We start from the raw sequence: 24,282 nt of genomic DNA on the forward strand, positions 1-24,282 counted from the left end.
GCCCGGAGGTTTCCATGCGTCTGTCCTCGGCCTTTCTGTCCTTGTCTGCCTTGTTTTTATCGCTGGTCCCAGCTGTTGCGCAGGAGTCCCCCCTTGTCCCCGAAAGGCGGTTGTCGATCGCCGAGGGCATGGATCTTTCGGGCCGCGATCTGACGCAAATCTTCGATACGACGCTCGAAGCCTGCGAGGCCGCCTGTCTGGCCGATTCGGCCTGCAAGGCCGTGACCTTCAACGCGCGCAACAATTCCTGCTTCCCGAAAGCCGAGGTGACGGCGATGACGCCTTATCAGGGCGCCTTCTCCGGGGTTGTCGTCGCGGCAAACAAGGGCGCCGAGGCGCGGGCGGCGACCCGGGCGGCTGATCTCGGTTTCCTGAACGAAGGGACGCTGGCCGAAGCGACGGCGCTGGCCGCGGGCATGGGGCGGATGCATCTGACGAATTTCGCCAGCCCCGAGGAACTGGCCGCGGGGCTGAAACAGGCGCGGACGCAGTCGAACTGGACCCGGGCGCAGGCGCTGGAAGGGGCGATGATCGTGCTCGGCGATGCCTCGGACCAGTGGACGGATTACGCCGCGCTGGGGCTGAAGATCGACGATTTCTCGGCTTGGGCGCGCTCGGTTTCGGCGGCGGTGAACGGCTATCTGCGGGCGGCGAAGCCCGCCGGTCAGGCGGAAGCGCTCTTCGTGCTGGCGCGGGCGCTGGAAAAGGTGGACCGCACGCGCGAAACTCTCGCCGCGCTGCAACTGGCCGCGACGCTCTCGGCGCGTGACGATATTGCCGCCGCGCTGGTCGATGCCGAGGGAAAATACGGCTTCCGGATTCAGGACAACACCGTCGAGGCGGACAGTGCGACGCCCCGGATCTGCGCGAATTTCAACGCCGATCTGGTGAAGACCGGGGTTGATTACACGCCCTTCGTGCAGCTGCCTGAAACCGGGCTGACCGTCGAGGCCGAGGCGAACCAGATCTGCGTGGGCGGTCTGAAGCACGGGCAACGCTATGCGCTGACCTTCCGCGAGGGCCTGCCCGCCGCGACGGGCGAGACGCTGGGCAAGGATACGGTCATTGCCGCTTATGTGCGCGACCGTGCGCCTGCCGTCAGCTTCCCCGGCCGCGCCTATATCCTGCCGCGCGGCGAAGACAGTGGCGTGCCGGTGCAGACGGTGAACCTCAAGGGGCTCGATCTGAAGATCCTGCGGGTGTCGGATCGCAACCTCGTCGCCTCGATGCGCGAGGATTACTTTGCCCGCTCGATCGACAGCTGGTCGATCGACTATTTCAACAGCCAATATGCCGAGGAAGTCTGGCACGGCAGCGCCGATGTGAAGATGGAGGTCAACCGCGACATGACCACCCGTCTGCCGGTGCAAGAGGTGACCGGGGCGCTCGGGCCGGGCGTCTATGTGCTGACGGCGGCGGTCCCCGGCGCCGATCCCTATGAAAAGCCGCCCGCGGCGCAGTGGTTCATGATCTCGGACATCGGTCTGACGACCTATTCCGGCGCCGACGGGCTGACCGTGGCGGTGCGGGGCCTCTCCGATGCCGCGGCCGTGGCGGATGCCGAGGTGCAGCTGGTGTCGAAGGCCAATGCGGTGATCGCGACGGCGAAGACCGATGCGGAGGGCGTGGTGCATTTCGCCCCCGAACAGGCCGCGGGCAAGGAAAACTCCGCCCCGGCGCTGGTCGCGGTCACGCATGGTGAGGATCTGGCCTATCTGTCCCTCACCGATGCCGAATTCGACCTGTCCGATCGGGGCGTCGAGGGGATGCCGCCTGCGCCTGCGATCGACGTTTTCCTGACCACCGACCGCGGCGCCTATCGCGCGGGCGAGACGGTGAATGCGACGGTTCTGGCCCGCGATGCGAGCACGCAGGCAATTGACGGTCTGCCGCTGACCGCCGTGCTGAACCGGCCCGATGGCGTCGAATATTCCCGCGCGCTGACCGAAGATGCCGGGGCGGGGGGTCATACCATCGCCCTGCCGATCGGGGCGCAGGCGCCGCGCGGCACCTGGCGGCTCGATGTCTTTGCTGATCCGAAGGGGGAGCCGCTCGCCTCGACCAAGATCCTTGTCGAGGATTTCCTGCCCGAACGGATCGATGCGACCCTGACCCTGCCCGAAGGGGTTCTGGCCGGGGGCGACATGCCGCTGATCGGGGTTGAGGCGCGCTATCTGTTCGGGGCGCCCGGCGCGGGTCTGGGCACCGAGGGCAGCTTCGCGTTGCGCACCGCCGAAGCCGTTCCGGGGTTCGAGGGCTATGTCTTCGGCCGTCACGACACCAGTTTCGAGACGATCTATGACAGTCTGGAAGCGGGCGAGACCGACGAGGCGGGCAAGACCGAAATTCCCGTCGCGCTGCCCGAGGCGGCTTTGACCGCCGACCGGCCGCTGGAAGCGACCTTTGCCGTCGAAGTGCGCGAAGGCTCGGGCCGTCCGATCAGCCGCGAGATCAAGCGTCTCGTCATGCCCGATGCCCCGGTGCTGGGGATCAAGCCCGCCTTCACCGATGGCGCCGTGCCCGAAGGATCCGAGGCCGGGTTCAAGGTCACGACGCTGGGCGCCGATCTGAAGCCCGTGCCGATGGCGTTGCATTGGGTGGTGAACAAGGTCGAGACCGACTACCAGTGGTATGCGGTCGATGGCTATTGGAACTGGGAACCGATCACCCGGCGCAGTCGCGTGGCCGAGGGCAAGGGCGATCTGACCGCGGCCGAACCGCTGAAGATCGCGGCCAAGGTCGATTGGGGCCAATACGAACTGGTGGTCGAGGATGACAGCGGGGCGATTGCTGCCAGCACGACGTTTGACGCGGGCTGGTATGCGCCTGCCGATGTTCTGGCCAGCCCCGACCGGCTGCAACTCGCGCTCGACAAGCCCGCCTATGCGATGGGCGACACGGCGCATCTGCGCATCGTCGCGCCCGCCAAGGGGGTGGCGCTGGTTTCGGTCCTGTCGAACCGGGTCGTGGCGCTGAAATCGGTTGAAGTCGCTGCGGGTGAAAACAGCATCGATCTGCCGGTGACGCAGGAATGGGGCGCGGGGGCCTATGTGACGGCTTCCGTGCTGCGGCCCTTGGCCGAGGAGGCCCCGGCGCGAGCACCGAACCGGGCGATGGGGCTGGCCTATGCCGGTGTCGATCCTGGCGAGCGCAAGCTGCAAGCGGCCTTTGACGTTCCCGCCGCTTCTGACCCGCGCGCCGAGCTTCCGGTGGCGCTGAAGGTCGATGGCGTGAAGAAAGGCGAAACCGTCTACGCGACGATTGCGGCGGTGGATGTGGGGATCTTGAACCTGACCGGGTTCAAGGCGCCCGATCCGGCTGCGCATTACTTCGGCCAACGCCGTCTGGGCGTCGGGCTGCGCGACGTTTACGGGCGGCTGATCGATGGCCGCAGCGGCGAGATGGGGGTGATCCGCTCGGGTGGCGATGCCGGACGGGACATGTCGATGCAAGCCCCTCCGCCCACGGAAGAGCTGGTGGCCTATTTCTCCGGCGCGCTGACGGCGGATGAAAATGGGGTCATTCACACCAGTTTCGACATGCCTGCCTTCAACGGCACCGTGCGGCTGTCGGCGGTGGTCTGGTCGAAGACCGGCGTCGGGCAGGCGTCTTCGGACGTGCTGGTGCGTGATCCGGTGGTGGTGACGGCCTCGGTGCCGCGCTTCCTTGCCCCCGGAGATACCTCGCGGCTGCTTCTGGAAATCGTCCATGCCACCGGGCCGTCCGGGCGGATGGGGCTCGATGTGACTTCGGCCGGGCTGACCCTCGGCGAGCGTCCCTCGGGCGTCGATCTGACCGATCTTGGCAAGGCGGAGATCGAGGTTCCGATCACGGCGCCCAAATCCGAAGGCGTGCAGGAGATCCGGGTGGCGCTGACGACGCCCGATGGCAAGCTTTTGGAAAAGGCGCTGAAAATCCCGGTCGAGGACAACAGCCCGGCCGTCTCGCGGCAATCGCGGTTTGATCTTGCCGCGGGCAAGACCTTCACCTTTGATGCCAATGTCTTTGCGGGCTTCCTGCCCGGATCGGCGCGGGCGACGCTGGCGGCGGGGCCGATTGCCCGCTTCAACACCCCGGCGCTGTTGCAGGCGCTGGACCAGTATCCCTATGGCTGCACCGAGCAGATCACCTCGACGGCGATGCCGCTGCTCTATCTGTCCTCCGTGGCCGAGGCGATGGAGCTGGGCACGCCCAAGGATCTGGATGCCCGGATCGAGGGCGCGATTTCCAAGGTGCTGACCAATCAGGATGCTTCGGGGGCCTTCGGGCTTTGGGGGCCGATGTCGGGCGATGGCTGGCTGGATGCCTATGTCACCGACTTCCTCAGCCGCGCCCGCAAGGCCGGTCATGCGGTGCCGGACATGGCTTTCCGCAACGCGCTTGATAACCTGCGCAATCAGGTGAATTACGCGCCCGATTTCGATGCCACCAGCAATGGCGGCGGCCGGGTTCTGGCCTATCAGTTGATGGTGCTGGCGCGCGAAGGGGCGGCCTCGATCGGCGATCTGCGCTACTTCGCCGATGTGAAGGGCGACGATTTCGCGACGCCCCTGGCGATGGCGCAACTGGGGGCAGCGCTCGCCTCCTATGGCGATCAGACCCGGGCCGATGCGATGTTTGCCCGGGCGGCGCAGTCGGTCTCGGCGCTGGGCGATGAAAAGCCGGTCTGGCGGGATGATTATGGCACCAACCTGCGCGATGCCGCGGCGGTGCTGGCGCTCGCGTCTGAATCGGGCTCGACTGCGGTCAACCCCGAGACGGTGGGCAAATCGGTGATCGAGCGTCTGGGCAGCACCCAGCTTTCGACGCAGGAGGCAACCTGGACGCTTCTGGCCGCCCATGCGCAGATTGACCGGCCCGAGGCGGAAGGTCTGACGGTGGATGGCGCGGCGGTGACCGGGCCGCTGGTGAAGGTGATCGACGCCGATACCGCCGGGCGCGCGCTTGCCATCGCCAATACGGGCGAAACCCCGCAAACGCTGACGCTGACCACGGTGGGCGTGCCCGAGGTCGCGGAAAAGGCCGGTGGCAAGGGCTGGGCGATTGCGCGCAGCTACTACACGCTGGAGGGCGAGGAGGTCGATGCCACCAAGGTTGCGCAGGGCACGCGGCTGGTGACCGTGCTCGAAGTCAAGCCGCTCGGCCATCAGGAAGCGCGGCTGATGGTCAACGATCCGCTGCCCGCGGGCTTCGAGATCGACAACCCGAACCTTGTCCGCTCGGGCGATCTGGCGGCCTTCGACTGGCTCTCGGTCGAGGAAAATCCGCTGACGACCGAGTTCCGGCAGGATCGGTTCCTGGCCGCGCTGGATTGGCAAAGCGATCAGCCGTTCCGTCTGGCCTATGTCGTGCGCGCGGTCAGCCCGGGCAGCTTCGTGCATCCGGCCGCCTCGGTCGAAGACATGTATCGCCCCGAAATGCGCGCGCATGGCGAAACCGGGGTGGTGACGGTGGAATGACACTGCGCCTGCGGGCGGCGGGGTTTTTCGCCGCCGCCCTTCTTCTGACCACGGCTGCGGGCCTGCGCGACGGGCTCGATCGCTGGGTTTCGACGGCCCCGCTGCCGCCCTTGGCCGTCGAGGTCGGCACCGAGGTTTTGGCCCGCGATGGCACGATCCTGCGGGCCTTTCCGGTCGCCGATGGGCGCTGGCGACTGGCGCCCGGTCCGGTCGATCCGGCCTATCTTGATGACCTTGTCGCCTATGAGGACGGCCGGTTTTACCGCCACTCCGGCGTCGATGGGTTCGCCGTGCTGCGGGCCGGGGTGCAGATGCTCTGGAATGGGCATGTGGTCTCGGGGGCCTCGACGCTGACGATGCAGGTGGCGCGGCTTCTGGAGGACGGCACCACCGGCAGGCTCGATGGCAAGCTGCGCCAAGCCCGGCTGGCGCTGGCGCTGGAGCGGCATCTGACGAAGCCGCAGATCCTTGATTTGTATCTGCGTCTGGCGCCCTTTGGCGGCAATGTCGAAGGGGTGCGGGCGGCGTCGCTGGCCTGGTTCGGCAAGGAACCGCGGCGGCTGTCCCCGGCCGAGGCGGCGCTGCTGATCGCCCTGCCGCAATCGCCCGGGAGCCGCCGCCCGGATCGATTTCCCAAGGCGGCCAAGGCCGCGCGCGACCGGGTTCTGGATCGTCTTGCCGCCGAGGGGGCGCTGGAGGCCGATGCCGCCCGCGCCGCCAAGGCCGAGCCGATCCCGACCCGGCGGCGCGACTTTCCTGCGCTCGCCCCGCATCTGACCGAACGGCTCTCCGCCGCCAAGCCGCGCGGCGCGCGGATCGAGACGACGATCGAGCCCTCGCTGCAACGCGCGGCCGAGGCGCTGGCGGCGCGGGCCGTTTCCGGGCAGGCCGGGCAGGTTTCCGTGGCGCTGCTGGTGGCTGATCATCGCACGGGCGAGATCCTCGCCTCGGTCGGCGGCGCCGCCTGGACCGATGCGAAACGGGCGGGGTTTGTCGATCTGACGCAGGCCTTGCGCTCCCCCGGATCGACGCTGAAGCCCTTTGTCTATGCGCTGGCCTTTGACGACGGTCTGGCCCATCCCGAGACGCTGATCGAGGATCGCCCCGTCGCCTTCGGCCCGTGGCGGCCGCAGAATTTCGACCGCAGCTTTCGCGGCACCTTGCCGGTGCGGCAGGCTTTGTCCTTGTCGCTCAATATCCCCGTCGTCAGCCTGACCGAGGCTTTGGGGCCGGAGCGGCTGCTCGCCGCCCTGCGCAAGGCGGGGGCGAAAGTGCTGCTGCCGAATGATGCGCCGCCCGGTCTGGCGGTCAGTCTCGGTGGGCTCGGGATCAGTCTGCAGGATCTGGTGCAGGCCTATGCGGCGCTGGCGCGGCTCGGTCATCCCTTGCGGCTCTCGGCCGAGGCGGGCAAGGCCGGTCCGCGCGACGGGCAGCTTTTCGGTCCGGTTGCCGCTTGGCAGGTGACCGACATCCTGTCGCGGATTCCGCCTCCGCCCGGGGCGGCGCCGAACCGGATCGCCTTCAAGACCGGCACATCATACGGGCATCGCGACGCGCTGGCGGTGGGGTTTGATGGCGCTCATGTGGCGGGCGTCTGGATGGGCCGCGCCGATGGCACGCCGGTGCCGGGGGCCTTTGGCGGCGAGCTTGCCGCGCCGGTCCTGTTCGAGCTGTTCGACCGTATCGGCGAGACCCGCGCGCCGCTTCCACCGCCGCCGCCCGCGACGCTGATCCTGCCCAATGCGCGCCTGCCGCAACCGCTGCAGCGCTTCCGCCCGCGCGATGCGGCTTTCTCGGTCGTGGTCGAGGGCGCCCCGGAAGTGACCTTCCCGCCCGAAGGCGCCGAGATCGAGACCGCGGGGCAGGGGCTGACGGTGAAGCTGCGCGGCGGCCAGCCACCCTTCACCTGGCTGGCGAATGGGGCGCCGCTGCTGGTGGGCAGCCGCACGCGGGAAACGATGCTGGCGCTGACCGGCCCGGGTTTCGTGTCGCTGACGGTGCTCGATGCACAGGGGCGCAGTGACCACCGTCAGATCATGCTGAAACCGTGACAAGGGCGTATTTGTGCCAAGAAGAAGCGCATGTTTCTTCTTGGTCCAAATACGCCCTTGCGACAGAGGTCAGAGGCGCTCGATCGCCAGCGCAATCCCCTGACCGCCACCGATACACATGGTGATCAGGCCAAGCCGCCCGCCGGTGCGGCGCAGATGATAGAGCGTCTTCACCGTCAGGATCGCGCCCGTCGCACCCACCGGATGGCCAAGCGCGATGGCGCCGCCGTTCGGGTTTACCTTGGTCGGGTCGAGGTCGAGCGCACGCGAGACCGCCAGCGCCTGAGCCGCAAACGCCTCGTTGCTTTCGATCACGTCGAAATCGCTGACCTTCAACCCGGTCTTTTCGCACAGAAGCCGCACCGCCGGGATCGGGCCAAGGCCCATCACCTCGGGGCGCACGCCTGCGATGGCAAAGCCGCGGATGCGGGCGAGCGGTTTCAGCCCGGTCGCGACCGCGGCGTCTTCGCGGGCGATCACCAGTGCCCCGGCGCCGTCATTGATGCCCGAGGCGTTGCCCGCCGTGACCGAGCCGCCCTTGAGGAAGGCGGGCTTCAGCGCGGCAAGTTTATCGAGCGTCGTTGCCTTCGGGTGTTCGTCGGTGTCGAAGATCACCGTGCCCTTGCGCGAGGCGATCTCGACCGGCACGATTTCATCCTTGAACGCCCCCGCCGCAATCGCCGCCGCGGCGCGGGTCTGGCTCTCCAGCGCGAAGGTGTCCTGATCCTCGCGCGAGATTGCGCATTCCGTGGCGACGTTTTCCGCCGTCACCCCCATATGGCCGGTGCCGAAGGGGCAGGACAGCGCCCCCACCATCATGTCGATCACGCTGGCATCGCCCATCTTTTGTCCGAAGCGGGCGGCGGGCAGGATGTAGGGGGCGCGGCTCATCACATCGACCCCGCCCGCCAGCGCGAAATCGCCCTCGCCCAGCATCAGCGCCTGCGCCGCCGAGACGATCGCCTGCACGCCCGAGCCGCAGAGCCGGTTCACGTTCATCGCCGGGGTCTCGACCGGGATGCCCGCCTGAATGGCCGCGACGCGGCTGACATACATGTCGCGCGGCTCGGTGTTCAGGATGTGGCCCATGACAACCTGATTGATCTGCTCGGGCGCGATGCCCGAGCGTTCCAGTGCTGCGCGCGCGGCAATGGTGCCAAGATCGACGGGCGCAAAGCCCGCCAGGCTGCCGCCGAATGCGCCGATCGCGGTGCGCGCGCCCGATAGAATGACGATGCCGGTCATGAGGTCCCCTCCGCTGCAATGCGGAAAGGTTACCCCCGGCAGCCGGTCCGAGAACAGGGGCCGCAGGCCGCGTGACGGAACGTCATCTTCCTAGCTTGCAAAGGCCCAGACGAGCCGGAGTTCCGCTCTCCCCCCGACCCCGTCGGGCCAGGTGAGGACCCAGTGGGTTCTGAGGCGTGGCTTTGATCTGTTCCGCATTGTTGCCCCCGCGGTTGCCTGTGGCAGGAAGCATGCGCCGAATTGGTTAATGATGTGTTTCCGGCTGGGGTCACCCCAAAGGAAGGCGGCCCTGCTCGGTCAGAAGCCAGGCCTTGCGCCCCTCGATCACCGCGGTGGAAAGCGGTCCGCCATAGCCCGCGGAACTGTCGAGATTCAGTCGGTTGCCGTAATGGATGGGGGTGTTGATTGCGGTATGACCATGCACGATCAACGCACCATGATCGCGACAATCATCTAGAAAATCTGCGCGGATCCAGAGCAGGTCATCCTCGGTCTGCGCCTCGAGCGGCACGCCGGGGCGAATGCCCGCATGCACGAAGATCGCCTCGCCGCGGCGATAAGAACCCGGCAGCCGGGCCAGCCAGGTGCGATGCGCGGCGGGAACTGCGGCCAGCGCTTCGGCATGGACCTGCGCGGTGGGGCGATTGGCCGGTTCGCGAATGCCATAGGAGGCGAGCGTCTCGGGGCCGCCGAGCCGCGGATGCATCCAAGTGAATTCGGCGCGCAGTCGCGGATCGCGGCCAAAGGGATCGTCCAGAAAGATCGAGAACATCCGGTCGTGATTGCCCTTGAGCACGATCAGATTTTCACCCGCCGCCTGCCGGTCGTAAAGATGGCCGATGACACTCGCTGAATGCGGACCGCGGTCGCACAGATCGCCCAGCACCACCACGGGACTGTCCGCCAATCCCTCCCGCGACCGGTCCGCCTCGATCAGCTCGAACGCGCGTTGCAGCAGGTGAAACTGGCCGTGAATATCGCCGATGGCGTAGGTCTGCATGATGGCTCCAAGAAAAAGGCCCCCCGCCGCGGCGGAGGGCCTGAAGGCAGAGCCCAATCTAGATCAGGCGATGTTGAATTCCAGCGGTTTCACCTGCTGGAAGAGGCCGGTGGCTTCAAGTTCGGACACAACTTTGGCATCCAGCGCCTCGTCGAGATAGGCGATGGCGATCGCCTCGCCGCCCGCGGCCGAACGGCCAAGGGTGAAGTTCGCGAGGTTGACGTTGTTTTCGCCCAGAAGCGTGCCGAGTTTGCCGATGATGCCGGGCACGTCCTTGTTGGTCGTGTAGAGCATGTGGCGGCCCACTTCGGCGTCGACGTTGATGCCCTTGATCTGGATGAAGCGCGGCTTGCCATCCGAGAAGCAGGTACCGGCGATCGAGCGTTCCCGCTTGTCGGTGACGACGGTGATCTTGATGTAACCGTCGAACACGCCCGACTTGTCTTGCGTCGTGGTCGAAAGCTGGATGCCGCGTTCCTTGGCGATGACCGGGGCGGAGACCATGTTCACGTCGGGGTTCGAGCGGCTCATGATCCCGGCGATGACGGCGCATTCGAGCGCGCGCAGGTTCATCGTCGAGGCGGTGCCGTCATAGGTGACGTTGATCGCGGTGATCGGCTCGTCGGTCATCTGGCCGATGAAGGCGCCAAGGTATTCGGCCAGCTTCACCCAGGGGCCCATCACGCGGGCTTCGTCGGCGGTCATCGAGGGCATGTTGAGCGCGTTTTCAACCGCGCCGTCGAGCAGGTAGTTCGCCATCTGCTCGGCCACTTGCAGCGCCACGTTTTCCTGCGCTTCCGAGGTCGAGGCGCCGAGGTGCGGGGTGCAGACGACGTTCGGCAGGTTGAAGAGCGGGTTCGCCTCGGCGGGTTCGACCGAGAACACGTCGAAGGCGGCGCCCGCGACATGGCCCGATTTCAGCATGTCGGCGAGGGCCTCTTCGTCCACCAGACCGCCACGGGCGCAGTTGATGATGCGCACGCCGGGTTTGGTCTTGGCGAGGTTTTCACGGCTGAGGATGTTGCGGGTGCTGTCGGTCAGCGGCACGTGCAGGGTGATGAAATCGGCGCGGCGGAGCAGTTCTTCCAGCTCGACCTTGTCGACGCCCATCTTCTCGGCCTTTTCTTCCGACAGGAAGGGATCGTAGGCGATCACTTTCATCTTCAGGCCCTTGGCGCGGTCGCAGACGATCCCGCCGATGTTGCCCGCGCCGATCACGCCGAGCGTCTTGGCCGTCAGTTCGACGCCCATGAATTTCGACTTTTCCCATTTGCCCGCATGGGTCGAGGCAGAGGCCTCGGGGATCTGCCGGGCGACGGCGAACATCATCGCGATCGCATGTTCGGCGGTGGTGATCATGTTGCCGAACGGCGTGTTCATCACGATCACGCCTTTTTTCGAGGCGGCTTCCTTGTCGACGTTGTCGACACCGATGCCCGCGCGACCGATCACCTTCAGGCGAGTGGCTTTTTCAAGCAGGGCCGCGGTGGCCTTGGTGGCCGAGCGGATGGCGAGGCCGTCATAATTGCCGATGATCTCGGCCAGCTTTTCCTTGTCCTTGCCGAGCTTGGGCTGGAAATCCACCTCGATGCCGCGATCTTTGAAGATCTGCACGGCGGCGTCGGAGAGTTCGTCGGAAATGAGAACCTTGGGGGCCATTGGGGTCAGTCCTTGGATGTGGGGAAGGGGTGAGGTGCGGGGGCCGCACCTCAGGACTTCAGGCAAGGGATGCGTGGGTCACACGCATCGGTCGTTCAGGCTTGAGCCGCGATCTCCGCCTCGAAGGCGTAGGCGAGCCAAGGCATCAGGGCTTCGACATCGGATTTCTCGATGGTCGAGCCGCACCAGATGCGCAGACCGGCGGGGGCATCGCGATAGGCGCCGATATCCAGCGCAACCCCTTCTTTTTCAAGGCGTTTGGCAACGGCCTTGGCAAAGGCGGCGCCGTCCTTGATGCGGGCGTCATTGAACTTGAGGCAGACCGAGGTGGTCGAGGCCGTCGCCGGGTCATTGGCGAGGTTCGCGATCCACGGATTGGCGGCGCAGAAGTCCCAGACCACTTTCGCATTGGCGGCGGCACGGTCGACAAGGCCTTTCAGCCCGCCGATGGTTTTCGCCCATTTCATCGCCACCAGATAGTCTTCGACGCAGAGCATCGAGGGGGTGTTGATGGTTTCGCCAACAAAGACGCCCTCGATCAGCTTGCCCTTGGAGGTCAGGCGGAAGATCTTCGGCATCGGCCAGGCGGGAGTGTAGCTTTCGAGCCGGGCAACGGCGCGGGGCGACAGGATCAGAACGCCATGACCGCCTTCACCGCCCAGCACTTTCTGCCAGGAGAAGGTGGTGACGTCGAGCTTGTCCCAGGGCAGGTCCATCGCGAAAGCGGCCGAGGTCGCGTCGCAGATGGTCAGGCCTTCGCGGTCGGCCGGGATCTTGTCGCCATTCGGAACACGGACGCCCGAGGTGGTGCCGTTCCAGGTGAAGACGACATCGGTGTTGAAATCGACGGTGGCGAAATCGACGATATCGCCGTAGCCCGCCTCTTTCACCTCGGCGTCAAGCTTGAGTTGCTTGACCACGTCGGTGACCCAGCCGGAGCCGAAGCTTTCCCAGGCGCACATCGTCACCTTGCGGGCGCCGAGCAGCGACCAGAGCGCCATCTCGACGGCGCCGGTGTCCGAGGCGGGAACGATGCCGATGCGGTAATCCGCAGGCACGCCCAAAATTTCGCGGGTAAGGTCGATCGCCTCTTTCAGCTTGTTCTTGCCGATGGCGGCACGGTGCGACCTGCCAAGAGGCGCATCCGAGAGCATGTCGAGGGAGAAACCGGGGATCTTCGCGCAGGGGCCCGAAGAAAAACGTGCATTCGCCGGACGGTTGGCCGGGGCAGTATTCGTCATGTCGCTATCCTTCCAGATAAACGCCTCTCGTTGGGGAGAGGTGTCCCGCCGTCGCTCCTACAGACTTTGCCGCACTGGCACAATACGGAAAATCGCGCTAAAGCGCCGCATCGGACATCAAAAGCGACATAGCTTCACCTCTCGGGACCTCTGATCATGTTCATCGCTACCCTTATTGCCGACCCCAAAGCTGCCAATCTTGATGCCGCGACGGTTGAGGCGCTGCGCAATGCCTGGGTGGGCGGAGCGGTGCGCTGGCTCGCCCCCGGCATCGCCGCCGAGTTCCCGCTGGAGGTGATTCCCGAGAATCGCTGGCAGGTTTGGGAAAGCCTGCAGGGGCTGGGGTTCGATCTGGTCGTGCAGCGCGCGGCGGGGCGGAAGAAGCAGATGCTTCTGGCCGACATGGACAGCACGATGATCCAGCAGGAATGTATCGACGAGCTGGCCGATGTGGCGGGCGTGGGCGCGCAGGTGAGCGCGATCACCGCCCGCGCGATGAATGGGGAACTCGATTTCGAAGGCGCGCTGACCGAGCGGCTGGGGCTTTTGCGCGGTCTGCCCGAAAGCGTGATCGGGCGGGTGATTGCCGAGCGGATCACCTTCATGCCGGGCGGCCATGACCTGCTTCGGACGATGAAGGCGAATGGCGCCTATTGCGCGCTGGTGTCGGGCGGATTTACCGCCTTCACCGGCTATGTCTCTGAAACGCTTGGCTTTGACGAGAACCGGGCGAATGTTCTCGGCATCGAAGATGGCAAGCTGACCGGGGTTCCGGTGCTGCCGATTCTGGGGCGTGAAGCCAAGGTTCAGGCATTTCTGGAAATTTCGGAAAGACTGAAGCTGGAACATTCGCAAGTCATGGCGGTCGGTGACGGTGCCAATGATCTGGGCATGCTGCAGCTGGCTGGGGCGGGCGTGGCGCTGCACGCCAAACCCTCGGTCGCGGCGCAATGCGAGATCCGCATCAACCACGGCGACCTGACCGCGCTGCTTTACATTCAGGGCTATGCGGTCGGCGATTTCGCCTGAGGCTTCCCGCCCTGCCAGACCCGGTTCACCTGCCAATCCTCGGTGAAATGCACCAGATCGGCAGGCAGGCTGGGGGCGATACGTCCCCGATTCGACCCGATCAGCGCCGCCGGGCGTGCGGTGGCCATGGCCAGCGCCTGTTCGGGGGGAAGGCCGAGAACTTCGATACAGAAGCGGATCGCCTCCGGCAGGCTCAGATCCGCCCCGGCGAGCGTGTCGTTTTCTGTCCTCAGGGATCGGTTGGCACGATGGATGCGCTGGCCCGCGAGGTCAAAGTCGAGCAGGTCGGTGCCCGCCACAGCCATCGCATCGGTGACAAGGAAGAGCCGTTCGCCCGCCAGACGCAGGGCGAGCCGCGCTGATTCGGGGGCAACATGGATGCCGTCGGCGATCAGCCCCGCCGCAAAGGGCAGCGACAGGGCCGCGCCGACCAGCCCCGGCTCGCGCGCGCCAAGCTGGCTCATCGCGTTGAAGAGATGCGTCACGGCGCTGGCGCCCGCAGCATGGGCCGCCTGCGCCTCGGCAAAACTGCAGTCGGCATGACCCAAAGCCACCGTCACCCCCGCCGCGGTCAGCCGGGTGATCTGCGCGGGCGTCACCGATGCGGGCGCAACCGTCAGCATCAGCGCGGGCAGACCGGCACGGGCTTCGCAGATCAGATCAAGGTCGTCCTCGGTCATCGGGCGAATGTGCTGCGCCGGATGGCAGCCGGGGCGTTTGGGGTCGAGATGGGGCCCTTCCAGATGCAGCCCCAGAAAGCCGGGCACTCGACCGACCGCCGCCACCCCCGCTGCCAGAACCGAGCGCGTCAGGCTCGAAGAGGTGGTGATCAGCGTGGGCAAAAGCCCGGTCGTGCCAAGCCGCGCATGGGCGGCGCAGATCGTGGCGATCTCGGTCAGCGGATCGGCGCCCGAAAGCATCACCCCGCCGCCGCCATTCACCTGCAGGTCGATCAGACCCGGCGCAAGGATGCCGCCGCCCAGCTCGATCCGCGCGCCCTCGGGCAGATCGGAGGCGGGCAGGATCGCGGCGATCTGTGCCCTCTCCAGCACCACGGCCTTGCCGTCATGACATGTCTGCCCGTCAAAGAGCCGCGCCCCGGTCAGGATCACGCGGCCCATGTCGCCTCGTCCCGGGCCATCGCCATAGCTCCGTCAAGCGAGCTGCCCAAAGGCTCGGTTCGCGGCCAGTCGGTCAGTGCCAGCGTCGGCCCGAGCCCGCCGAGCCAGACCACCGGCAACGGCGGGTCGGTCTGCAACAGCCCGATCGCCGCGCGCAATTCCGCCCGCGTCTCGGTCAGCACTTGCCGCGAGAGCGGATCTTCGAGCGCCGCCGCCATCCGATGCACCAGAAGCGCATGATCGGCGGGGGTTTTCTTCAGCGTGAAGGCCACCAGCCCCGGACCGCCGCCCAGATCGTCGAGCACCGCCTTGGCCAAAGGGGAAAGCGGCGCGTAGCCGTCGAGCATCCGGGTGATCCGGTTCAGCATCAGCCGTCCCATCCAGGCGCCCGAGGCCTCGTCGCCCAAACGAAACCCCCAACCGCCGATCGCCTTCACCTCTCCGCCCACTTGCCGCGCAAAGACCGAGCCGGTGCCGATCGCCGCCATGATCCCGTCGGCGTCGCCCAAGGCGCCGCGCAGCGAGGTCGTCACATCCTGCACCACTTTTGCCCGGAACGGCAGTGCCGCTTCAAGCCGCGGCCCCGCGCCCGACAGGTTCGCCCCCGCAACGCCCAGCACCGCGCGCACCTGATCCAGCGGCCGATCGCCGATCATCCGCAGCGCCAGTTCGCGCAGGCTGGCAAGGGCCGTGTCGAAATCCGAGGCGATGTTCGCAGGCCCGCCTTCCGCCCGCGCAAGCTCCTGCCCCGCGTCATCGCACAAAGCCGCCCGGCAGCCGCTGCCGCCGCCATCGATCGCAAGATAGACCATGTTTGCCTCCGTTCGGCCCAAGATGCCGTGGCACGCCCCCTGCGGCAAGGCGAAACCTTGCGTCCGTGCGAAGCGGGCTTGTCCCCGGGTTGCCCCCCTTGCTAGGAAGAGCGACGCAGCAAAGGGGGGGCGATGAAACGGGTCTTGATCACTTTGTGCCTGAGCCTTGCCCTTTCGGGCTGTCTCAACGCACTCCCGATGAAATTCAACCTGCATTTGCCGGCGCGAAAGCCGGTCTCCGGCAAGGTGACGGTGCAGAAGGGCGAGATGACGCTGATGGCGCCGGATGGCTTCTGCGTCGATCCGAATTCGACCCGCGACGGGCCCGAGGGCAGTTTCGTGCTGTGGGGCAGTTGCGCTGCGATCGGCGGCAATGCCTCGGCGCCGAAACCCGCGCAACAGGCGATGCTGAGCGCCACCATCGGCCCCGTCAGCGCAGATCCCGTCGAGACCGCCTTCGAGAGTTACGAGACCTTCTTCAAGAGCAAGGCCGGGCGTGCGGCTCTGGCGCGGTCGGGCAAGGCGCGGGACGTCGAGATCCTTGCGGTGAAGCGCGAGGAGCAACGGCTGCTTCTGAAGATCTCCGACCATTCCGCGCCGACCGCGGCGCCGGTCGATCCGGTCTATTGGCGCGAGATCTCGGGGCTCGGCGGCCATGTCTCGGCGCTGTCGGTGCTGCCGCTGGCGGGCAGCCGGCTGGATGACCAGACGCAGCTTGACCTGCTCTCTGCCTTTGACGAGACGATCCGCGACCAGAACTGATCGCTTTTGGCGAAAGTTGCGATCCGGTTTCCGTCCTTGGTTGATACGAACGAAAATGCGCGGATTTCGATGGATTTACGGCTTCATTTTCGGCCGGATGCAGGGCAGAAGGAAACGAATGTGATGCAGTGTTTCCATATTGGCGACACTCTCGGATGGCCGCGATGAAGATGTCTGGAAAGTCCCCCTCGTTTCTGGATCGTCTGGTGCAAAGCCGGATGCTGGCGCGTTGGGCGCGGGCGGGGCGGCTCGTTTCGGCGCTGAGCCGGGGGGAACTGCATCAGCTCAGCCATGATGCGCGGGCGTTGCGGCGCGAACTCGACCGGGTGCTGTTCGCGGCCGAGGCGCGTCTGGCCCTGCCGCCCGATGACGTCGACGGGATCGCACGGCCGATCGGCTGCGACTGGGTCTGGTGCCCCGATCTGTGGCGCGGGCCGGTGGACCCGGCGGGGATCGTCGGTGCTGAAAGCCGCAGCCGGATCGGCACGGATGCGACGCTGTTTCACGATTGCCGGGAGAGCGACATCACGCTGCGCCAGATCCGCAACACGCGGGCGCAGGATCGCGCGCCCTTCGGCTTGCGGCTTGATGTGTTCCGCTTCGATGGCTCGTTCCTGTCGCTGGTGCTCGATCTGCCCGAGGACGGCGTTGCCGGGCTCAGACGCAACCACCTGCTGCGGCTTTCGATGTCGGTCGAGCTGGAACGCCCGATCGAGATTTTCTGTCGGCTGAACGTCAAGCACGGGCCGAACACCGATCAACTGGTACGGGAAATGCCGGTGGGCGGCGGCACGGATTTCGTCGAATTCGATCTGGCCTATACGAAGATGAACGAAAAGCGGGTCGAGAAGATCTGGGTCGATCTGATCTTCGAAGGTCCGCAGATGAACCAGATCCTGCTGCGGGATCTGACCTTCGCGCGCCATCCGCGCGCCGATATCTGAGGGGGCGGGATGCTGGAAGAATCGCGGATCATCGCCGGGCGCTGGGAAGGTGTCTGGGCCGGTGCATCGGAACCGGCGTTTCAGGTCGTGCATCAGGCGCGCGAGCTGCCCGGTCTGGCCTGCGACGGGCTGGGCGATGGTCGCTGGCGGCTGAGCCTGCCGATCCCGGTCGAACTGCTTTCGGACGGGGTGCAGACCTTTCTTCTGCAGGCCGATGGCGAGAGGGTGGGGCATTTCACCATCCTGAGCGGTCAGCCGCTCGAGGCGGATCTGCGCGCCGAACTCGATCTGCTGCGGGCGGAACTCGATCTGCTGAAGCGGGCGTTCCGGCGCCTTTGCGTCGAGACCGCGGGTTGAGCCCTGAGGCCGGGGGCGCTGCCCCCGGACCCCGGGATATTTGTGGCAAGATGAAGGGGATCAGAGGCTGGCGCCGAGCCTTGTGCCCTGATCGATCGCCCGTTTTGCATCCAGCTCGCCCGCGACATCGGCGCCGCCGATGATGTGGGGGGTGAACCCCTGCGCCGTGAGCGCCTCGGCCAAGGTACGCTGGCTGTCCTGACCGGAGCAGAGCACGACGGTATCCGCCTCGATCAGCGTCGGATTTTCGCGCGCGGGGCCGAAGCTGATGTGCAGGCCTTCGGCGGTGATGCGCTCGTAATTCACCCCGCCGATCATCTTCACGCCTTTCGCCGAAAGCGCGGCGCGGTGGATCCAGCCGGTGGTCTTGCCCAGATGGCGGCCGGGTTTCTCGGGCTTCCTTTGCAGCAGTGTGACCGTGCGAGCGGGCGGGGTCGGTTCGGGTTTTGCGAGCCCGCCCGGGCTTTGCGCCGGATCGCCGACGCCCCATTCCCGCATCCATTCCTCGGGGTGCAGCGTCGGGCTGTCGGTCACGGTCAGGTATTCGGCGACGTCAAAGCCGATGCCGCCTGCACCGACAACCGCCACGCGCGGCCCGGCCGAGGCTTTGCCGGAGAGCAGGTCGGCATAGCTGATCGCCAGTTCCTCCCCCGGAATGCCGGGACGGCGCGGGGTGACGCCGGTGGCGATCACCACCTCGTCGAAGCCGCCAAGTGCGGCCACTGTCGCCTCGGTGTTGAGCCGCAGGCTGACGCCCGCGCGGGACAGCATCGTCGCGAACCAGTCGGTCAGGCCCACGAACTCCTCTTTCCCCGGGATGGTGCGGGCGAGCCGCAACTGCCCGCCGATTTCCGCGTCCTTCTCGAACAGCTTCACCGCATGGCCGCGTTCGGCCGCAGCGATGGCGCAGGCCATGCCTGCCGGTCCCGCGCCGACGACGGCGATGCGTTTCGGGGTCTCGGTGGGCGTCAGCATCAGCTCGGTTTCGTGCCCGGCGCGCGGATTGACGAGGCAGGACGAAATCTTGCCCGAGAAGGTGTGGTCAAGGCAGGCCTGATTGCAGCCGATGCACGGCGCGATTTCCGCCGCGCGGCCGCGCGCCGCCTTGGTGACGAACGCGGGATCGGCGAGGAAAGGCCGCGCCATCGAGACCATGTCGGCCTGCCCGGCAGCCAAAATCCCCTCGGCCACCTCGGGGGTGTTGATCCGGTTCGAGGTGATGACCGGGATGCCGACTTCGGGGCGCAGCCGCGCCGTCAGCCAGGAAAACGCCGCCCGCGGCACCGAGGTGGCGATGGTGGGCACCCGCGCCTCGTGCCAGCCGATGCCGGTATTCAGCAGGCTCGCCCCGGCGGCTTCGATGGCTTTGGCGAGCTGCACCACCTCGTCCCAGGTCGAGCCGTCGGGTACGAGGTCGATCAGCGAGATGCGGAAGATCACGATGAAATCCGGGCCGACCGCAGCGCGGACGCGTTTCATCACCTCGACGGGCAGGCGCATCCGGTTTTCATAAGACCCACCCCAGTCGTCGGCTCTACGGTTCACATGGCGGACCAGGAACTGGTTGAGGAAATAGCCCTCGGACCCCATCACCTCGACGCCATCATAGCCCGCCTCGCGGGCGCGGGCGGCGGCGGTGGCAATGTCCGCGATCTGCTTTTCGATCCCGGCCGCATCCAGTTCCTTTGGCGCGAAAGGGGAAATCGGCGATTTCACCGCCGAGGCGGAAACGCAGTCCGGGCCATAGGCATAGCGGCCTGCATGCAGGATCTGCATCGCGATCCGCCCGCCCGCGTCATGCACCCGATCCGTCACCAGCCGGTGGTTGGCCATATCCTGCGGCGTGAACAATCCCGCGGCGCCGGGAAACACCCCGCCCTCGCGGTTCGGGGCCATGCCCCCTGTCACCATCAGCCCGACCCCGCCGCGCGCCCGCGTCGCATAGAACTCGGCCACCCGGTTCCAGTCGCCGGTTTCCTCCAGATTCGTGTGCATCGAGCCCATCAGCACGCGGTTGGGCAGCACCACATGGCCCAGATCGAGCGGCGCCAGCAGATGCGGATAATGGCTCATCAGGTCCTCCCCTTTTCGGCCACCTTACGCGCGCCGCCCCCCCTGTCACGGCAAACGCGACGTCATTGTCTTTATCCTGCGCCAAATATCCCCGGGTGAGCCCGCAAGGGCGAGGGGCAGCGTCCCTTTCGCGCTTTTGCCAGCAACAATCGTTTCCCTGCCTTAACCGAACCCCGCAATTTCCCCCGTATTGTCCCGGGCGTGTCCAAATTGCGCCCGAATTCGATCCGATCACTCAGACAAACACGAAACATTCCCCATGGGTGAACGATGGACCGCCTGACCGAAATGGAAGCCTTTGCCACAGTGGTGGATCAAGGTGGCTTCACCGATGCCGCCAAGAAGATGGGGATTTCCAAATCGGCCGTGTCCAAGCACGTCTCGGCGCTGGAAGCCCGATTGGGGGCGCGACTTCTGAACCGCACGACGCGGCGGGTGTCGCCGACCGAGATCGGGCTGGCCTATTACGACCGTGCCCGACGGGTGCTGAACGATGCCGGAGAGGCCGATGCGCTCGTCACCTCGATGCAGGTGGCGCCCTCGGGGCTTCTGCGGATTTCGGTCGCGACCGATTTCGGGGTCAACCTGCTCTCGCCCGTGCTGGGGGATTTTCTGCAGGAATATCCGGAAGTTACCGTGAACATGGTGCTGAACAACCGCTACGTCGAACTGATCTCCGAAGGCTTCGACATGGCGATCCGGGTGGGCGAGCTGGAAGACAGCACGCTCAAGGCGCGCAAGCTGACCGAGACGGCGAAACGGATGATCGCCTCGCCAAAGTATTTCGAGAAATACGGCCGCCCCACGAAGATCGACGATCTGAATGATCACAAGCTGCTGCATTATTCGAACCAGTCGAATGGCAACGTCTGGAAGATCACCGCGCCCTCGGGCGAGCGGCGTCAGGTGCGCTCGGCGGGTTGGCTGACGGTGAATGACGGGCAATCGCTGCTGCATGCCGCGATCGCGGGTCTTGGCATCGCCTATCTGCCCAGTTTCCTTTACGCTGATGCGATGAAGAAAGGGATGGTCGAAGAGGCCATGCCCGATCTGCCGATGGAGACGCTCGGCATCTATGCCGTCTATCCGCCGGGCCGCTTCACCCAGCCCAAGGTGCGGGCCTTCATCGACTTTCTGGCCGAGACCTTTGCCGACAAGGGTCCGGACAACTGGTGAATTGACTTCCTCCCACGGCGCCTTTTCCGTCCGGCGTCGTCACCTTGGGGTCGAGGCGAGAACCGCTTCGACCCTTCTGTTTTTCTCGCGCCCCTCGGGCGTGAGGTTCGACGTCCGGGGCGAGAGCCAGCCTGCCCCCTCGGCGGTCAGTTGCTCGGCCGGAACGCCCAGTTTCTCGATCAGCCGTTTACGCACGGCCGCCGCGCGGTCTTTCGACAAAGCCACATTCGCGGCGAGCGACCCAGAGTTGTCGGTGTGCCCCACCAGCGCGATCCGCGCCTCGGGCCGGGTCGCAAGGTAATCGGCCAGCGCCGAGAGCGAGGCGAAATCTTCTTCGGCCAGTTTCGAAGCGCCGCTGGCAAAGACCAGATCATCGAGCGCCACCTTGCCCGTGCTTTCCAGCGCCTGACCCAGATCACCGGCCGGGCTGTCGGGTTCCGGGCTCGGTTGCGGTGCGGCCAGATCATTGTCGGGTGTGCCGGGCGAGGCGTCTTGCACCGTCATTGTCGTCAGATGCACGAACCCCGATTCCGACGACCGCGAGACTGTCAGCGCGATCCAGTCATTGCCATTCTGCGCCGCAAGATAGCGGAAGTCGCCCAGATCGACGTGCATTTCCGGTTCCGGGATCAAGTCGAGCGCATAACGGAAATCGAAGCCGCCGCAGGCATCGGTCTCGCATTGATACATCAGGATATAGCCTGCCGCCTCGATCTGATCGCGCAGCGGCGCAAGGATCTGCAGCGTCGTCTGCTGATTGCCGCGCAACCGCCATGCGGTGTCCGAGCGCGTGCCCTCGAGTGTGCTGCGGGCCATCGTGTCATTGCGCCAAGGCCCGATCGGCAGCGCGTAAGAGGTTGCGGCATGGGTGCGCTCCGACGAGACCGAGGCCCCGGCCGGAAGCGTCAGTTGCAGTTGTTCGGCCTGCGCGGGCAGGGCGACAAGGAAAAATGCTGCGCAGAAAAAACGTCTCATGACTGGGCCTCGCGGCGGTAATGGTAAGCGCAGACGGGCTGCATTCCGAGGGCCCGGTAAAGTGCCAGAGCCGCGACATTCGCCTTGGTGACGACAAGGGTCATGCGCTCGGCCCCCTCGGTTGCGGCCCAGCGACAGGCTTCGGCCATGATCGACCGGGCAAGGCCGAGACGGCGGAACTCCGGGGCGACGACCAGCGCATGCAGCATCGCGCTGCGCTGGTGGATCGCGACAAAGGCCGCCCCGGCGGCGCGGTCTTTCGTGCGGCCAAGGACGGTGGCTTTCGGCTGCGGGGTGCGGTCGATCACCGCCTGTCGCGCCGGGCCGATGCCGTTTTCTGACCAGATTTCGCGGGCGATCGCCAAGGGAGGCCAATGCGCGAAGGCGGTGACGGGCGGCACCTCCGAGGGCAGGGCAGCAAGATCGGCGGCCAGGATCACCACCGGGTCGAACACCTCGAAGCCGCGCTTCGCGAGCGCCAGATCAAGGGCCTCGTCGCCGGGGCGCAGGATGAATTTCCCTGTCTGCCCAAGGCTTCGCTGCGCAGCGAGCGCTTCGTCGATGTCGGCGTCTTCAAGGCGACCGACAAGGCTTGCCGCGCTGACGCGCGAGCCGCCGCCCTGTCCTTCACGGATCAGAAATCCGCCCACCTCCCGCACCGAGGCCGCGGGCCATGTGGCGTCGATCACCTCGAACAGCGGATCGGTCATCGACCCTCCGGGAAAGCGGCTTGCAGCGCGGCAAAGGCAGCGTCGAGCGCCGCGGGATCGGTCGCGCGGGCGACAAGGTTGGTGCCATATTGCCCCTCGGTCACGAAGGGATAGGACCCGAAGGACACGTCGGGATGTGCCTCGGCGAGCGCGCGCAGGGCATCGGCGATGGCGGCCTCGGCCACCATCATCTGCCAGTTGCGCGACAGAAGCGGTTGCCCCCCGGCGAGCCGCGGCAAAAGCCCTGCCACCATCGCCTGAAAGATGTTCGGCACCCCGGCCATGACGTGGCAATTCTCGACGCTGAACCCCGGCGCGCCCGAGACCGGGTTGTCGATCAGGCTCGCGCCGTCGGGAATGCGGGCCATGCGCAGCCGGGCCTCGGTGAACTCGACGCCGCGGGCGGCGTAATGGGCGGCCAGGATCGTCCGGGCATCCGCGCGCACGCCGATCTTGCGCCCGAAGGCCTCGGCCACGGCATCGGCGGTGATGTCGTCATGGGTCGGCCCGATGCCGCCCGAGGTGAACAGATGGTCATGCGCCGCGGAAAGCTCCCGCACCGCGGCGACGATCGTCGGATGGTCGTCCGAAATCACCCGGATCTGGCGCAGATCGAAGCCCGCCTTGACGAGTTCGCCCGCCAGATGATGCGCATTCCCCTCGCGGGTGCGGCCGGTCAGGATCTCGTCGCCAATGATCAGGATCGCACAGGTGGGATTGGGCATGGGGCTCCTCCTTCGGCATGGGTATAAGGGGCTGCGGCGTTGCGGAAAAGCCCGGGTCTGGCCAAGCAGCGGATTTGTGACTATCTAGGGGCCAGCGAACAGGAGAGTGCCCGTGAACGACGCAAAACCCCGCCTGACCAAGGATGGCATCCGCATCTATGACCGTGCCGATTTCGCGGGCATGGCGGCGGCCGGGAAGATCGCGTCGCAGATCCTCGACGAAGTCGCGCCGATGGTGCTGCCGGGGGCGACGACTGCGGCGCTCGACGATTTCATCCGCAACCGGGTGACGGAGCTTGGCGCGGTCTCGGCGACGATCGGCTATCGCGGTTACAAGCATGCGTCCTGCATCTCGGTGAACCATGTGGTGTGCCACGGCATCCCGGGGCCGAAGGTTCTGGCCGATGGCGACATCCTGAACATCGACGTGACGGTGATTCTGGATGGCTGGTTCGGCGATACCTCGCGGATGTATGTGGCGGGCAATCTGACCCGCAAGGCGGAGCGGCTCATTCAGGTCACGCATGACGCGCTGATGCTGGGGATCGAGCAGGTGAAGCCGGGCAACACCTTTGGCGACATCGGACATGCGATTCAGGCCTATGTCGAGGCGCAGCGGATGAGCGTGGTACGCGATTTCTGCGGTCACGGGCTGGGCCGGGTTTTCCATGCGCCGCCGAACGTTCTGCACTACGGCCGCAAGGGCGCCGGTGCGGTGCTGGAGGAAGGCATGCTCTTCACCATCGAGCCGATGGTGAACCTTGGCCGCCCCGAAACCAAGGTTCTGTCGGATGACTGGACCGCCGTCACGCGCGACAAGTCGCTTTCTGCGCAGTTCGAGCATTCGGTGGGCGTCACCGCCGATGGCTGCGAGATCTTCACGCTGAGCCCGGCGAACAAGTTCCACCCGACCTGGGGCTGAGGCGGGGCCCAAGGCGGGCCG

18 protein-coding genes are annotated in these 24,282 nt (G+C 66.2%); 8 read left to right on the top strand and 10 right to left on the bottom strand.

Going from position 1 to position 24,282, the window contains the following annotated elements; genetic code table 11:
* The first annotated feature begins 14 nt into the window (after positions 1-14).
* Positions 15-5,459, top strand: coding sequence for an alpha-2-macroglobulin family protein (locus C8J30_RS05080; RefSeq protein ID WP_110804633.1), 5,445 nt, complete (start codon positions 15-17; stop codon positions 5,457-5,459).
* Positions 5,456-7,510, top strand: coding sequence for a penicillin-binding protein 1C (pbpC, locus tag C8J30_RS05085; RefSeq protein ID WP_110804634.1), 2,055 nt, complete (start codon positions 5,456-5,458; stop codon positions 7,508-7,510). The genes C8J30_RS05080 and pbpC overlap by 4 nt, the downstream gene beginning before the upstream one ends.
* 69 nt (positions 7,511-7,579) lie before the next feature.
* Here pbpC and C8J30_RS05090 read toward each other — a convergent pair whose 3' ends face one another.
* The 4 genes from C8J30_RS05090 to C8J30_RS05105 all read right to left on the bottom strand — a co-directional run bounded on the left by C8J30_RS05090 (position 7,580) and on the right by C8J30_RS05105 (position 12,655).
* Positions 7,580-8,755, bottom strand: a complete 1,176-nt coding sequence (locus C8J30_RS05090; protein ID WP_110804635.1) for an acetyl-CoA C-acyltransferase family protein — start codon at positions 8,753-8,755, stop codon at positions 7,580-7,582.
* A 268-nt stretch (positions 8,756-9,023) separates the two neighbouring features.
* Positions 9,024-9,755 (bottom strand): metallophosphoesterase, encoded by a 732-nt coding sequence (locus tag C8J30_RS05095; protein ID WP_110804636.1) that lies wholly within the window; start codon positions 9,753-9,755, stop codon positions 9,024-9,026.
* 63 nt (positions 9,756-9,818) lie between these two features.
* Positions 9,819-11,414 carry a phosphoglycerate dehydrogenase gene (gene serA / locus C8J30_RS05100; RefSeq protein ID WP_110804637.1) on the bottom strand — a complete coding sequence of 532 codons (1,596 nt, stop codon included), beginning with the start codon at positions 11,412-11,414 and terminating at the stop codon, positions 9,819-9,821.
* Between the two features lie 95 nt (positions 11,415-11,509).
* Positions 11,510-12,655, bottom strand: a complete 1,146-nt coding sequence (locus C8J30_RS05105) for a phosphoserine transaminase (RefSeq protein ID WP_110804638.1) — start codon at positions 12,653-12,655, stop codon at positions 11,510-11,512.
* A 156-nt stretch (positions 12,656-12,811) separates the two neighbouring features.
* On the opposite strand from C8J30_RS05105, the gene serB reads away from it, so the two are divergent.
* On the top strand, positions 12,812-13,684 hold the full coding sequence (gene serB, locus C8J30_RS05110; RefSeq protein WP_110804639.1) for a phosphoserine phosphatase SerB: 873 nt from the start codon (positions 12,812-12,814) through the stop codon (positions 13,682-13,684).
* On the opposite strand, the gene nagA is transcribed toward serB, so the two are convergent.
* Both nagA and C8J30_RS18540 read right to left on the bottom strand, forming a co-directional pair.
* Positions 13,660-14,805 carry an N-acetylglucosamine-6-phosphate deacetylase gene (gene nagA / locus C8J30_RS05115; RefSeq protein ID WP_110804640.1) on the bottom strand — a complete coding sequence of 382 codons (1,146 nt, stop codon included), beginning with the start codon at positions 14,803-14,805 and terminating at the stop codon, positions 13,660-13,662. The two genes, serB and nagA, sit on opposite strands and share 25 nt — an antisense overlap.
* The gene (locus C8J30_RS18540; RefSeq protein WP_181420776.1) at positions 14,793-15,617 is read right to left on the bottom strand and encodes a BadF/BadG/BcrA/BcrD ATPase family protein; all 825 of its coding nucleotides are present in this window, start codon (positions 15,615-15,617) and stop codon (positions 14,793-14,795) included. Before C8J30_RS18540 ends, nagA begins: the two co-directional genes overlap by 13 nt.
* A gap of 132 nt (positions 15,618-15,749) precedes the next feature.
* Between C8J30_RS18540 and C8J30_RS18545 the strand changes: the two genes are divergently transcribed.
* From C8J30_RS18545 to C8J30_RS05130, 3 genes are all read left to right on the top strand, one after another.
* The gene (locus tag C8J30_RS18545) at positions 15,750-16,379 is read left to right on the top strand and encodes a hypothetical protein (protein WP_181420777.1); all 630 of its coding nucleotides are present in this window, start codon (positions 15,750-15,752) and stop codon (positions 16,377-16,379) included.
* A gap of 170 nt (positions 16,380-16,549) precedes the next feature.
* Positions 16,550-17,323 (top strand): DUF6478 family protein, encoded by a 774-nt coding sequence (locus C8J30_RS05125; protein WP_110804720.1) that lies wholly within the window; start codon positions 16,550-16,552, stop codon positions 17,321-17,323.
* Between the two features lie 9 nt (positions 17,324-17,332).
* Entirely contained in the window at positions 17,333-17,680 is a 348-nt protein-coding gene (locus tag C8J30_RS05130; RefSeq protein WP_110804642.1) for a hypothetical protein, read from the top strand.
* 60 nt (positions 17,681-17,740) lie between these two features.
* Here C8J30_RS05130 and C8J30_RS05135 read toward each other — a convergent pair whose 3' ends face one another.
* On the bottom strand, positions 17,741-19,753 hold the full coding sequence (locus C8J30_RS05135) for an NADPH-dependent 2,4-dienoyl-CoA reductase (protein WP_110804643.1): 2,013 nt from the start codon (positions 19,751-19,753) through the stop codon (positions 17,741-17,743).
* A 270-nt stretch (positions 19,754-20,023) separates the two neighbouring features.
* On the opposite strand from C8J30_RS05135, the gene C8J30_RS05140 reads away from it, so the two are divergent.
* The gene (locus tag C8J30_RS05140) at positions 20,024-20,929 is read left to right on the top strand and encodes a LysR family transcriptional regulator (protein ID WP_110804644.1); all 906 of its coding nucleotides are present in this window, start codon (positions 20,024-20,026) and stop codon (positions 20,927-20,929) included.
* Positions 20,930-20,968: 39 nt separating this feature from the next.
* Here C8J30_RS05140 and C8J30_RS05145 read toward each other — a convergent pair whose 3' ends face one another.
* The 3 genes from C8J30_RS05145 to C8J30_RS05155 are packed head-to-tail and all read right to left on the bottom strand — an operon-like array spanning position 20,969 to position 23,339.
* The gene (locus C8J30_RS05145; RefSeq protein ID WP_110804645.1) at positions 20,969-21,904 is read right to left on the bottom strand and encodes an OmpA family protein; all 936 of its coding nucleotides are present in this window, start codon (positions 21,902-21,904) and stop codon (positions 20,969-20,971) included.
* Entirely contained in the window at positions 21,901-22,614 is a 714-nt protein-coding gene (locus C8J30_RS05150) for a GNAT family N-acetyltransferase (protein WP_110804646.1), read from the bottom strand. Before C8J30_RS05150 ends, C8J30_RS05145 begins: the two co-directional genes overlap by 4 nt.
* Positions 22,611-23,339: a competence/damage-inducible protein A gene (locus C8J30_RS05155; protein WP_110804647.1), complete on the bottom strand. Its 729-nt coding sequence runs from the start codon at positions 23,337-23,339 to the stop codon at positions 22,611-22,613. The genes C8J30_RS05150 and C8J30_RS05155 overlap by 4 nt, the downstream gene beginning before the upstream one ends.
* 112 nt (positions 23,340-23,451) lie before the next feature.
* Between C8J30_RS05155 and map the strand changes: the two genes are divergently transcribed.
* On the top strand, positions 23,452-24,261 hold the full coding sequence (gene map, locus C8J30_RS05160) for a type I methionyl aminopeptidase (RefSeq protein WP_110804648.1): 810 nt from the start codon (positions 23,452-23,454) through the stop codon (positions 24,259-24,261).
* Positions 24,262-24,282: the final 21 nt, after the last annotated feature.

Source organism: Rhodobacter viridis, from assembly GCF_003217355.1.
GTDB classification, from domain to species: domain Bacteria; phylum Pseudomonadota; class Alphaproteobacteria; order Rhodobacterales; family Rhodobacteraceae; genus Rhodobacter; species Rhodobacter viridis.

Excerpts from the sequence above, each read along its gene's own strand:
- C8J30_RS05080 (WP_110804633.1), top strand. The coding sequence starts at position 15 with ATGCGTCTGTCCTCGGCCTTTCTGTCCTTGTCTGCCTTGTTTTTATCG.
- pbpC (WP_110804634.1), top strand. The coding sequence starts at position 5,456 with ATGACACTGCGCCTGCGGGCGGCGGGGTTTTTCGCCGCCGCCCTTCTT.
- C8J30_RS05090 (WP_110804635.1), bottom strand. The coding sequence starts at position 8,755 with ATGACCGGCATCGTCATTCTATCGGGCGCGCGCACCGCGATCGGCGCA.
- C8J30_RS05095 (WP_110804636.1), bottom strand. The coding sequence starts at position 9,755 with ATGCAGACCTACGCCATCGGCGATATTCACGGCCAGTTTCACCTGCTG.
- serA (WP_110804637.1), bottom strand. The coding sequence starts at position 11,414 with ATGGCCCCCAAGGTTCTCATTTCCGACGAACTCTCCGACGCCGCCGTG.
- C8J30_RS05105 (WP_110804638.1), bottom strand. The coding sequence starts at position 12,655 with ATGACGAATACTGCCCCGGCCAACCGTCCGGCGAATGCACGTTTTTCT.
- serB (WP_110804639.1), top strand. The coding sequence starts at position 12,812 with ATGTTCATCGCTACCCTTATTGCCGACCCCAAAGCTGCCAATCTTGAT.
- nagA (WP_110804640.1), bottom strand. The coding sequence starts at position 14,805 with ATGGGCCGCGTGATCCTGACCGGGGCGCGGCTCTTTGACGGGCAGACA.
- C8J30_RS18540 (WP_181420776.1), bottom strand. The coding sequence starts at position 15,617 with ATGGTCTATCTTGCGATCGATGGCGGCGGCAGCGGCTGCCGGGCGGCT.
- C8J30_RS18545 (WP_181420777.1), top strand. The coding sequence starts at position 15,750 with ATGAAACGGGTCTTGATCACTTTGTGCCTGAGCCTTGCCCTTTCGGGC.
- C8J30_RS05125 (WP_110804720.1), top strand. The coding sequence starts at position 16,550 with ATGTCTGGAAAGTCCCCCTCGTTTCTGGATCGTCTGGTGCAAAGCCGG.
- C8J30_RS05130 (WP_110804642.1), top strand. The coding sequence starts at position 17,333 with ATGCTGGAAGAATCGCGGATCATCGCCGGGCGCTGGGAAGGTGTCTGG.
- C8J30_RS05135 (WP_110804643.1), bottom strand. The coding sequence starts at position 19,753 with ATGAGCCATTATCCGCATCTGCTGGCGCCGCTCGATCTGGGCCATGTG.
- C8J30_RS05140 (WP_110804644.1), top strand. The coding sequence starts at position 20,024 with ATGGACCGCCTGACCGAAATGGAAGCCTTTGCCACAGTGGTGGATCAA.
- C8J30_RS05145 (WP_110804645.1), bottom strand. The coding sequence starts at position 21,904 with ATGAGACGTTTTTTCTGCGCAGCATTTTTCCTTGTCGCCCTGCCCGCG.
- C8J30_RS05150 (WP_110804646.1), bottom strand. The coding sequence starts at position 22,614 with ATGACCGATCCGCTGTTCGAGGTGATCGACGCCACATGGCCCGCGGCC.
- C8J30_RS05155 (WP_110804647.1), bottom strand. The coding sequence starts at position 23,339 with ATGCCCAATCCCACCTGTGCGATCCTGATCATTGGCGACGAGATCCTG.